This is a genomic window from Cupriavidus pauculus (genome assembly GCF_008801835.1).
Classification (GTDB): domain Bacteria; phylum Pseudomonadota; class Gammaproteobacteria; order Burkholderiales; family Burkholderiaceae; genus Cupriavidus; species Cupriavidus pauculus.
The window spans coordinates 61,638-71,431 of record NZ_VZOW01000027.1 but is presented as its reverse complement, the minus strand read 5'-3'; the positions used below and the strand labels follow the sequence as shown (position 1 = coordinate 71,431).

Genomic DNA, 9,794 nt, shown 5'->3' with positions numbered 1-9,794 from the left:
GCAACCGACGCCGGAACCGGTGGCATCGCTGCCGCCGTCGCCGACCGCGATCGAGGCGCCCCCCGCCCCGCCGGCCCCGCCGGCGCCCGCGGAACCGCCCGCCCCGCCGCCGGCCAATGCCGCGCCACGTGCCGTGGGCATCGACGAAATCGAATGCTCGCGCCCGCAGGCCGTATATCCGCGCCAGTCGCAGCGCATGGGCGAATCGGGCACGACGATTGTGAATCTGACCATCGACGACAAGGGCAAGGTCGTCAAGGCTGTGGTGAAGAAGTCCAGCGGGTCGAGCCGACTCGACGACGCCGCAGTCGAAGCCGTAAAGGGCATGCGTTGCAAACCCTTCATGCAGAACGGCCGCGCGATTGCGGTGACGCCGGATCAGCCCATCGTCTGGCAGTTGGCAAACTGATTTTTCCCGGATCTTTCCGACATATCTAAACACTGACCTTTTCAGGAACCACCATGCAGGACCTCGGACTCTCCCACCTCTGGTCGCAAGGCGATTTCGTCATGCGTGCGACCGCCATCATTCTGCTGATCATGTCGCTGTTGTCGTGGATCGTGATCCTCACCAAGGCGTGGGATCTGGTTCGCCTCAAGAAGATGGCGCATGGCGCAGAAAAGCGTTTCTGGCATTCGGACGACTTCGACCATGCGCTCGACACGCTCGGCTCCAGCGACGCGAACCCGTTCCGCGTGCTGGCCATCACCGGACGTGAAGCCGCCCAGCACCATCGCGCCAGCCAGCCGCAACTGCACGATGCGCTGGATATTTCCGACTGGCTCACCCGCTCGCTCAAGAGCGCGATCGATGAGGCCGTATCGCACATGCAATCGGGACTGGCCGTGCTGGCATCGGTCGGCTCGACCGCGCCGTTTGTCGGTCTGTTCGGCACCGTGTGGGGCATCTATCACGCGCTGATCGGTATTGGCGCGTCCGGCGTGCCGACCATCGACAAGGTGGCGGGTCCGGTTGGCGAGGCGCTGATCATGACCGCCTTCGGCCTGGCCGTTGCGATTCCCGCCGTGCTCGGCTACAACGCGCTAAGCCGCGGCAACAAGGGCGTGATCAGCAAGCTGAACCGCTTTGCCCATGACCTGCACGCATACTTTGTGACTGGCGCCCGCGTGCGTCCCACCAACGCCGCCGCCCGCGCGTCCGACGACGCGTCGGTGCGCCTGGCCGTCAAGAACTAAGCGCTGATTTCTCGCGCCTGAAGGAAAGCATCATGGCATTCGGCACGCTCGACGGAGACGATGACGAGGTGATGAGCGAAATCAACATGACGCCGCTGGTCGACGTCATGCTGGTGCTGCTGATCATCTTCATCATCACGATTCCCGTCATCAATCACGCGGTCAAGATCGACCTGCCGCGTGCGACCAACCAACCCAACGACGCCAAGCCGCAAAGCATCAACGTTTCCGTCGATGCGCAGGGCAAGGTGTACTGGAACCAGGAAGAAGTCGATCAGGCCCAGCTGGAGCAGCGGATTGCCGCAGCGGCCCAAGTGCAGCCTCAGCCGGAGTTGCACCTGCGCGCCGATCGCGATGTCCGTTACGAGCGTGTGGCCGAGGTGATGGCCGCCGCGCAGCACGGCGGCCTCGGCAAGATCGGTTTCATTACCGAGCCGAAGCACTGACCGGCTTCGACGCTGCCTCACCGGATATGGCGCCCTAGGGGCGCCATTTTTTTGGCTTGCGCGCTACATCGACCTGTCGAAAAGACGTCAGGCGATCGACCGGGGATAGCTGCTGTAACGAGGCGTGAATTCGCTTGTAATGATAACGGTTCTCATTTATGATCATTTTTATCGTGAACCGGCGCCTCGGTTTGCATTGAATCCGGCACACCGCGTGACAACGCGCTTTTACCGAACACTTCCAACGGAGAAGACCATGAGCACCTTGAGCCTGCCGCTGTCGCAACCGCGTGAAGTCACGCGCCGGCGCCTTTCCTTGCGCCGCGTGGAAGTTGCGCCGCAGGCCCGGCGGGAAGCGACCACTGCGTCGTCGGCCATCGAAAGCGTCAAGTCCGCTGTCGCCGGCCTCCCCGCGCGCCTCGAAGCCTTGATGCGCCAGTCTGCGGCACAAGGCGATGCCGCCCAGGCCGTGCCGCTCGATGCGATCATGCGAGGCGCCAACACGCTGCCGATCCTGCATAACGGCGAGATCTATACCTTGCGCGTGACGCGCTATGGAAAGCTGATTCTGACCAAGTAGCCGAGGGCGGGCGCCGATGTCTGGCGATCTGGCTTGGGTGGTCGCCCCCATCGAATTTCGGGCAACCAATGGTTAGCGTGGCGCGCCATGCGCGCGAGCCTGACGCCCTTGATGGCACAGCACCATAACAATTCGCCCCGCGGCGTTGCGCTCGCGGGGCGTTTGCATTTCAGCGCAGCAATCAGACGCCCAGCGCTGCGATGCCGGCGCGCGCGATCTGCGCGTCTTCGGTCGACTTCACACCGGACACACCCACGGCGCCAACTACCTGATTGTTGACGACGATGGGAACGCCGCCTTCAAGCATGCCGCTCAGCACCGGCGCCGTCATGAACGAGTAGCGACCGTTGTTGATCATTTCCTCGTAAATGCGCGATTCGCGGCGTCCCAGCGACGCCGTGCGGGCCTTCTCCGTGGCGATGTAAGCCGAGATCGGGGCCACGCCATCCAGGCGCAGCGAGCCAAGCGGATGACCACCGTCATCGACGACCACAATCGTGACGGCCCAGTTGTTTGCCAAAGCCTCAGCCTCGGCGGCGACCAGCACCTTCTTCACGTCATCAGCCGTCAGTACGGTCTTTTGCTGCATACCTCTCTCCATCGGTTCAGTCAGGGGTTGAGGCCGCAGTATATCGCGCCGGGCCTATATGAAATGCCGCCGCCACCCCACAGGGAAGGTGAAAGTCCTTCACCCGCCGCACGTCTTGACGGGCAAGCTGCTCGGGCGCCGACGTGCCGAGCCAAAAGAAAAAGCCCCGGATCGGGGCTTTCCTGGCGCGGTAACTGCGCTCGGGCACACTACAAGAGGAATCAGCGGTGCCAGTGGCCGTGACCATGTCCGCGGCCGTAGCCGTCATAACCCCGCCATCCCGGGCCGTAGTAGTAGCGCGGGCCTCCGCCGTAATAGCGTGGCGCACCGTAATACACCGGAGCCGGACGCACCACCACCGGGGGCGGACCGTAATAAACCGGGGCCGGAGCCACCACCACGGGCGGCGGCGCGTAATAGGCCGGCGGCGGCGCGTAGTACGCAGGACCTCCGACCACCACGCCCGGCACGCCAATCGCCACGTCGACGTTCACGCGGGCCATTGCGGCGCCCGAAGCCAGCGCGGCGGCCACACCGAATGCTGCGAACAACCAACGTTTCATGATCATGCCTCTTGGTGATGACTAGGAGAACGCCTCCTGATGATGGCTATTTTACGATTTCCTCGACTTTCAGGTGCAACGGCGCTAGCGACATTGTTACCGGCGGTAACAGCCAGATCACTTTTACGTCGTATATCGTGCAGCTTGCTTCCTGCGACCGATGCCACGACAATACCGGGCTTGCCGTGCGGCCGTGGAGAAATTGGTAGACTCAGCAGACTTAAAATCTGCCGCCCTTCCGGGCTTACGGGTTCGATTCCCGTCGGCCGCACCATCTTCCTCGACCTTCCACCGCTATCCCGGCGTCGCCGCGGATGTCACACCATCAGTGCGCAAAGTGCAGCGCCAAGCACCATCAAGAAGATAAAGAGCGTGGCGGCCAGCGCCAGCGGCTTACGCCCGGCGCGTAGCAATTCACCTAGACGGGTATGCAGCCCGATAGCCAGCATCGCGCAGGCCAGCATCCAGTTGTCGAGTGCAGTCAGGGCTGACTTCCATTCCACTGGAACGAGCGCCGCGGAATTCAGTGCCATGACGGCAACGAAACCGACAGCAAACCACGGCACCGAGCGCAGCAGACCGCGCAGATTGCGCGTACCGCCGGCCTCTTGGGACCAGCTCGTGCGCGGCCACAGCGCCATGATCAGCAGCAGCGGGCCCAGCGCGAGCACGCGCACCATCTTTGCCACCACGGCTGCATCAGCCGTCGTATCGCTGATCATCTTGCCCGAAGCGATGACCTGCGCCACCTCGTGAAGCGTCGCGCCGGTGAAGATGCCGAAGGCGCGCTCACCGATCGCGAAATGCCAATGCTGCGTGGCCAACTCATAGATCCACGGATACAACAGCATGCCCAGTGTGCCGAACAGCACGACCGTGGCCACCGCCACCGCAGTCTGGCGATCATCGGTGCGAACGACCGAGGACACGGCGATTGCCGCTGCCGCGCCACATACGGCACTGCCGGCACTTACTAGAATGGCTTCGCGACGGCTAAGCCCGAAGAAGGACGAGCCGACCCATGTGCCGAACAGCAACGTCGCCACGAGCATGATCAGAGGCACCGCCACACCGCCGATGCCAAGTGCCGCGATCGCGCCGAAAGTGAGACGCAATCCATACAACGCGACACCCAAGCGCAAAAGATGATGACGCGCCACCTGCATGCCCGGCGCGAGCGGCGTCAGCCAGTGCTTCGGCATCGTATTGGCCGCAACCATCCCCGCGCACATGGCCAGCGTCAACGCTGACAACCCATATTGCGAAACCGCCGGATGATCCGCCAGCACCTGCGCGAGCCATGCAATGGCGCCAAGCGGGATGAGCGTCAGGATGCGCTTGCGCCACAAGGCCAGGGCGGACGAAGGAATGACCGCGGGGACGGACGAAGAGGCTGGGGTCGAGGACATGGCGCAACTGTTGTTCTGATTGATGCATGCAGCGTACCCTTGCGCCGCTAACCCGCTAAACGGGTAATATCGGTATATGTAATCAGTTATATCGATATGACATGGACCAACGCCCGCTCCGCCTGACCCTGCGCCAGCTCCAGGTGTTTGTCGCTGTGGCGCAGCATGGCAGCACAATCGCGGCGGGCAATGCGCTCGCGATGTCGCAATCGGCGGTCAGCGCATCGTTGGCAGAACTTGAGCGCGCTCTCAACGGCGCACTATTCGACCGCGTGGCAAGGCGGCTGGCCATCAACGAGGCCGGTCGGCAGTTCTTCCCCCGTGCGCTATCGCTGCTCGATCAGGCGCACGAACTGGAACGATTTGCGTCGGAGGGCGGCGTCCAGTTGCGCATCGCGGCAAGCAACACTATCGGCAGCTACATTCTTCCATCGCTGCTGGCGGGCTTCCGCCACGCGCAAACCGGCCCCTGTGCGCTGGACCTCCGTATCGGAAACACGCGCGATGTGCTGCAAACGCTGATGAATTTCGAAGCAGATATCGGCCTGATCGAAGGCACCAGCCACGAGCGCGACCTCCGCAGCGTTCACTGGTGCGACGATGAAATGGTGGTGGTGGTCGGGCCGTCGCACACGCTGGCCACCGCTGCGCCGAAGAGTGCCGAGTCGCTTCATGCGATGCTCAGGGAGGCGGACTGGATTGTGCGCGAACCAGGCTCGGGCACGCGGGAGATCATCGAAGCGCGACTGGTGCCTGCGCTCGGCGCACTCCGCTTTGCGCTGGAATTGGGGAATGCCGAGGCCATCAAACGCGCGGTGATGAGCGGCTATGGCGTCAGTTGCCTGTCATTGCATGTGGTGGGCGATGAAATCGAACGTGGCAGGCTTGTCGCGATACGTCGCGGGCTCCCCCGCGTGATCCGTCCATTGCAGATCGTCGTCCATCAGGACAAGTTTCCGACCCAGGGCCTGCTTGCCTTCACCGAATACCTGCGCCAGGCGGCACCCGTTGCACAAACTTAAGAGCCGCCTCCCGCTCAAGCCGGCTGCGGGTCGCCTTGCTTATCGCCATCTCCACGCGCCATATGGCGATCGAGCAGATGGAACAATACCGGGTTGAGCAGGATCGACAGCAGCGCGCCGGCCAGAATCAGCGCCTGCCCGCGTTCCGGAAGGATGTTCAGGTAGACGCCGAGGCTGGCCAGGATGAACGAGAATTCGCCGATCTGTGCCAGGCTGACCGCGATGGTCATACCGGTACGATTGCTATGGCCGAACGCGCGCACGATACCGAGCGCTGCAACCGACTTGCCAACCAAGATGATCAGCAGCGTAGCCAGCACGCCCCAAGGGTCGTTGATCAGCACCATCGGGTCGAACAACATGCCGACCGACACAAAGAACAATACGGCAAACGCATCGCGCAACGGCAGCGATTCTTCCGCGGCGCGATGGCTGAACTCGGATTCCGCCAGCACCATGCCCGCAAAGAACGCCCCGAGCGCAAACGACACGCCAAACAGCGAATAGGCGCCAAACGCCACGCCCAGCGCGGTGGCAAGAACGCCGAGCCGAAACAGCTCCCGGCTGCCGGTCCATACGATGCGCTCCAGCATCCACGGGATAAAACGGCGACCGATCACCAGCATCACGACGACGAAAGCGGCAACCTTGCCCAACGTCGACAGGATTTCGACCAGCACGTCCATGGTCGAGGGCGATGCTGCCTGCGCGCCGTGCCCTTCGCCGCCGCCGAGCAGGCCGGCCATGGCCGGCAGCAGCACAAGGGTCAGCACCATCGCAAGATCTTCCACGATCAGCCATCCCACCGCGATGCGACCCTGCGGCGATTCGATAAGATCGCGCTCCTGCAACGCGCGCAGCAGCACCACGGTGCTGGCCACCGAAAGCGCGAGGCCATACACAAGCCCCTGCCCCCACGACCAGTCGAAACCCCACGCCACCAGCATGCCAAGCGCCGTGGCGATGGCGATCTGGACGATCGCGCCTGGAATGGCGATCTTCTTCACCGCCATCAGGTCCTTGATCGAAAAATGTAGACCCACGCCAAACATCAGCAATATGACGCCAAGTTCCGCCAGTTCGGGCGCCAGCGCCTGGTCGGCCGTATAGCCGGGCGTGTGCGGCCCAACCACGATGCCGGCGCAAAGGTAGCCAATCAGCGGCGGCAGCTTGAATTTGTTGGCGATCGCTCCCAGGATGAACGCCAGCACGATACCGCCGACGATTGTGCTGATGAGCGGGGTGGCGTGATGCATGCGTCTGGGGATCCTTTCCGATTGTCTCGATTCAGTTGGCGGCCCCCGCAGAACCCACGCGCATCCGCGCGAAGCCGCACAGGGACGCGGAGGGATACGGCGGAGAATTGGGTGATACGGGAAGAGCGACCGTGGACCGCGGACGCGAGGAGAATCGCTGTCATCCACGGCAAGGGAAGTGCATCGGAACACAACTACGCGTGACGGCTTGCACACGCCAGGCGCGCTCCAGATGCGTACGGCATGGCGTAATGTAACACGCGCACCACGTCGGTCGCGTTGAGAACATTCGCAAAATGCCCGGCGATCTTTGTCGCGAAGTTTGCCGCGGTTCTGCCGAATCGTACGCAAAAAAGCAAAACGGCGCCACAAGGGCGCCGTTTGCTTGATGCTGGAGGCGGAGGTCGGAATCGAACCGGCGTACACGGCTTTGCAGGCCGCTGCATAACCACTCTGCCACCCCGCCAGGTGACTGATCCCGGATTGTATCCGCATTCGTCAGGTATCGCGATGTCGATACCTGCGTGCAATGCAAACACAATCCCGAGAATGAAAAAGGGAAGCGTCGCTTCCCTTTGGGATTGGAGCGGGAAACGAGTCATGCACTAGAGCGCTAAGTCTCTGTTTCCCAATCACTTTCTCCACTGTGGTGATCAGCGAAGAACTCAATTATAGCCTTGTTTTTCGCCCTCGGCAACAAAGTTCATCCAACCACTTCCACCAGCGTCCAAGGATGATCCATCCACCCGTCGTTACGCCTGATGCGTCCAGCTGCTGAGCGGGTTCGCTATCGAACTCCAACTTGCGACGATCATGACTTGCGCTCGCTCCGCAGGCAGCGCGGGGTGGTGTCGCGTGGACTACCTGGCACCTGGACGGCTGTAGGACACAACCGCCGGCATCGGAACACCGCAAGTACTCATCTTTACATCGCTGCGGCTAACTTCGCCGGAGCGCAACGCGGCGCCAGTGTAGTGGCAGCCAGCCTCAACGAAGGCGTGCAGCAATCCGGTTCATCTGCTCGATCTCCGCGCGCTGGCCATCGGAAATCGCTTGGCATAGGTTGACGAGTTCCGGATCTGAGAGCTGCGCCTCGCGGCACATGAGGATCGCTCCCGAATGGTGCGGGACCATAGACGCGATGAACTGTCGATCGCCGATTCCGGTTTGAGCACGGGTAGCGGCAAAAGAACCGAGTGTGAGAACGGCAAACAAGCCGTACAGCACGAGATTGAGCCGCCGGTTTGGAAACATGCCGGGCATTGTCGCTAGCATGAAGATGCCCATTGGCGCCCACATAGTGACCGCCATGTAGAGCATGTTGAGATTGTTTCTGAAGTCCCTGGCGCCGTCGATCATGCTGAACATTACGAAGTACATGACGACGAGGCCCAACACCATGTTCACCCAGAACTTGGCGTATGGTCGGCCGTGCTTACCCATCTGACCGGATGTGTGATGTTGATGTTCATGGGAATGTTCAGCCATCTCCGTCTCCTATGTGCTGGGGCAACCTGGCAGGGTCACTGGTACTGCGGCAGATACTTTGTCGATATATCAGCATGTGGAGCGATGCATCACTAACCGCTGATTTCCAGTCCCCAACTGGACGTAGGGGCGTCGAACGCTTCAACTCGCTGGTCTTGAACCGTCTGGATATCAGACCATACCAAATCGGTCTTGATGGGCTTTGCGCCACCTATGACGCTGGTACCGTGAGCGCCAATATCGAGCTTGCGTCCTCATCGCTCGATGGGCCGGCAACTGATCGATTCTTGCATATCAAGCAAGACAAGGCCACCTGCGGCGGACGCCAATGGCCTCCTCCGCCTTCGCTTAGGGCATCGCCTCAAGCGTCCGTCGCAGGCCATAACGACACAACAGCCCTTGGGCAAGAAAGGAGCCGGTGATGTAGCGCACCCGAAAGGAGACGAAGACATGCACAAGGACATTTCAACATCAAAGGTGTTCTATCGTCCCATCGAGGCGGCCATCCGATGGGCTGGGTTGCTGCGGTATCTCCCGATGATCCTGGCCACGATCGCGTCACCGCGTGTCCTGCCTCGGTCGCTGAACTGCCCTCGATGGAATGAGTGCCGGCTGCACTCGGAACGTATCTATGACGGCATCCTCAACGGAGAGCTGCCCTACGGCAAGAACGGGATCACGCTCAATGATCCGAACCTGCTCAATTCTCTGGATCTGACTGTTCGCCATGTCGATCTAAAACGCTGGATGCGCACCCACTATCCCGAGCACCGGCCAGGATTTCTGTTCAGCCGTGGCGAACGCATGGCGCATCCTTTCATCACCATGGAAACAGGACAGGCGATCCTCGTGGAGCGGCTGGCCCTTCAGGCCGCGCTTGAACAAGCCCGACGTGAGATGCGAGAACTGCAGGAGCAGCACGACACGCTACTCAAGCAATCCTCGGTGCTGTTGGCATCCAAGCAATGCGAGATCAGCGAACGGGCGGAAACGACCTATCTCAACATCATTGGAGGGATGTTGACGCTGATGCTGAGCCAGTCGCCTTCAGGCGTGCCCTATTCCAGCTTCAAAACGCAGGAGGCCCTTGTCTCTGCATTGGTCGCCCACTACGGCGGCACCATGGGCATCACTGAGCGCACCTTAAACGGAAAGTTCGCCAACGCTAAGAGGTACGTTCGTAGCGCAAGCGCATGAGGTTATCCAGCTTGTATGTGCAATCGCGGAGATTGCATTTGCAATGT

The 9,794-nt window shown here is 61.5% G+C and carries 11 protein-coding genes and 2 tRNA genes; 7 read left to right on the top strand and 6 right to left on the bottom strand.

Translation table 11 applies throughout. From position 1 onward, the window contains the following. From F7R19_RS22460 to F7R19_RS22445, 4 genes are all read left to right on the top strand, one after another. On the top strand, nucleotides 1–409 hold a 409-nt coding region (locus tag F7R19_RS22460), incomplete at its 5' end, for an energy transducer TonB (RefSeq protein ID WP_150982066.1). Between the two features lie 53 nt (nucleotides 410–462). Further along, entirely contained in the window at nucleotides 463–1,197 is a 735-nt protein-coding gene (locus tag F7R19_RS22455) for a MotA/TolQ/ExbB proton channel family protein (protein WP_150982065.1), read from the top strand. 32 nt (nucleotides 1,198–1,229) lie between these two features. Continuing rightward, nucleotides 1,230–1,643, top strand: a complete 414-nt coding sequence (locus F7R19_RS22450; protein WP_061957917.1) for an ExbD/TolR family protein — start codon at nucleotides 1,230–1,232, stop codon at nucleotides 1,641–1,643. Between the two features lie 256 nt (nucleotides 1,644–1,899). Beyond that, nucleotides 1,900–2,223: a hemin uptake protein HemP gene (locus F7R19_RS22445; RefSeq protein ID WP_150982064.1), complete on the top strand. Its 324-nt coding sequence runs from the start codon at nucleotides 1,900–1,902 to the stop codon at nucleotides 2,221–2,223. A 181-nt stretch (nucleotides 2,224–2,404) separates the two neighbouring features. Here the strand turns inward: F7R19_RS22445 and F7R19_RS22440 are convergent, their stop codons facing one another. Together F7R19_RS22440 and F7R19_RS22435 are read right to left on the bottom strand one after the other, a co-directional pair. Further along, nucleotides 2,405–2,812 carry a heme-binding protein gene (locus tag F7R19_RS22440; RefSeq protein WP_061957915.1) on the bottom strand — a complete coding sequence of 136 codons (408 nt, stop codon included), beginning with the start codon at nucleotides 2,810–2,812 and terminating at the stop codon, nucleotides 2,405–2,407. A 221-nt stretch (nucleotides 2,813–3,033) separates the two neighbouring features. Beyond that, on the bottom strand, nucleotides 3,034–3,375 hold the full coding sequence (locus tag F7R19_RS22435; protein WP_061957920.1) for a hypothetical protein: 342 nt from the start codon (nucleotides 3,373–3,375) through the stop codon (nucleotides 3,034–3,036). Nucleotides 3,376–3,562: 187 nt separating this feature from the next. Between F7R19_RS22435 and F7R19_RS22430 the strand changes: the two genes are divergently transcribed. After that, nucleotides 3,563–3,649 (top strand) — tRNA-Leu (locus F7R19_RS22430). Nucleotides 3,650–3,692: 43 nt separating this feature from the next. Here the strand turns inward: F7R19_RS22430 and F7R19_RS22425 are convergent. Then, complete coding sequence (locus F7R19_RS22425) at nucleotides 3,693–4,784, bottom strand: YeiH family protein (RefSeq protein WP_150982063.1); 1,092 nt, start codon at nucleotides 4,782–4,784, stop codon at nucleotides 3,693–3,695. Between the two features lie 101 nt (nucleotides 4,785–4,885). Here F7R19_RS22425 and F7R19_RS22420 point away from each other — a divergent pair, with 101 nt between their 5' ends. Next, entirely contained in the window at nucleotides 4,886–5,806 is a 921-nt protein-coding gene (locus F7R19_RS22420) for a LysR family transcriptional regulator (RefSeq protein WP_150982062.1), read from the top strand. Nucleotides 5,807–5,820: 14 nt separating this feature from the next. Here the strand turns inward: F7R19_RS22420 and ybaL are convergent, their stop codons facing one another. The 3 genes from ybaL to F7R19_RS22405 all read right to left on the bottom strand — a co-directional run bounded on the left by ybaL (nucleotide 5,821) and on the right by F7R19_RS22405 (nucleotide 8,550). Then, nucleotides 5,821–7,062, bottom strand: a complete 1,242-nt coding sequence (gene ybaL / locus F7R19_RS22415) for a cation:proton antiporter domain-containing protein (protein WP_084004064.1) — start codon at nucleotides 7,060–7,062, stop codon at nucleotides 5,821–5,823. A gap of 392 nt (nucleotides 7,063–7,454) precedes the next feature. Beyond that, nucleotides 7,455–7,528 (bottom strand) — tRNA-Cys (locus tag F7R19_RS22410). Nucleotides 7,529–8,049: 521 nt separating this feature from the next. Further along, complete coding sequence (locus F7R19_RS22405; RefSeq protein ID WP_003098996.1) at nucleotides 8,050–8,550, bottom strand: DUF305 domain-containing protein; 501 nt, start codon at nucleotides 8,548–8,550, stop codon at nucleotides 8,050–8,052. Nucleotides 8,551–9,000: 450 nt separating this feature from the next. Between F7R19_RS22405 and F7R19_RS22400 the strand changes: the two genes are divergently transcribed. Beyond that, nucleotides 9,001–9,747, top strand: a complete 747-nt coding sequence (locus tag F7R19_RS22400) for a hypothetical protein (RefSeq protein WP_003098991.1) — start codon at nucleotides 9,001–9,003, stop codon at nucleotides 9,745–9,747. Nucleotides 9,748–9,794 lie beyond the last annotated feature (47 nt).

What these genes read in the sequence shown, in the direction of transcription:
- F7R19_RS22420 (WP_150982062.1), top strand. Translation starts at nt 4,886, where the DNA reads ATGGACCAACGCCCGCTCCGCCTGACCCTGCGCCAGCTCCAGGTGTTT.
- F7R19_RS22455 (WP_150982065.1), top strand. Translation starts at nt 463, where the DNA reads ATGCAGGACCTCGGACTCTCCCACCTCTGGTCGCAAGGCGATTTCGTC.
- ybaL (WP_084004064.1), bottom strand. Translation starts at nt 7,062, where the DNA reads ATGCATCACGCCACCCCGCTCATCAGCACAATCGTCGGCGGTATCGTG.
- F7R19_RS22425 (WP_150982063.1), bottom strand. Translation starts at nt 4,784, where the DNA reads ATGTCCTCGACCCCAGCCTCTTCGTCCGTCCCCGCGGTCATTCCTTCG.
- F7R19_RS22450 (WP_061957917.1), top strand. Translation starts at nt 1,230, where the DNA reads ATGGCATTCGGCACGCTCGACGGAGACGATGACGAGGTGATGAGCGAA.
- F7R19_RS22400 (WP_003098991.1), top strand. Translation starts at nt 9,001, where the DNA reads ATGCACAAGGACATTTCAACATCAAAGGTGTTCTATCGTCCCATCGAG.
- F7R19_RS22445 (WP_150982064.1), top strand. Translation starts at nt 1,900, where the DNA reads ATGAGCACCTTGAGCCTGCCGCTGTCGCAACCGCGTGAAGTCACGCGC.
- F7R19_RS22435 (WP_061957920.1), bottom strand. Translation starts at nt 3,375, where the DNA reads ATGAAACGTTGGTTGTTCGCAGCATTCGGTGTGGCCGCCGCGCTGGCT.
- F7R19_RS22440 (WP_061957915.1), bottom strand. Translation starts at nt 2,812, where the DNA reads ATGCAGCAAAAGACCGTACTGACGGCTGATGACGTGAAGAAGGTGCTG.
- F7R19_RS22405 (WP_003098996.1), bottom strand. Translation starts at nt 8,550, where the DNA reads ATGGCTGAACATTCCCATGAACATCAACATCACACATCCGGTCAGATG.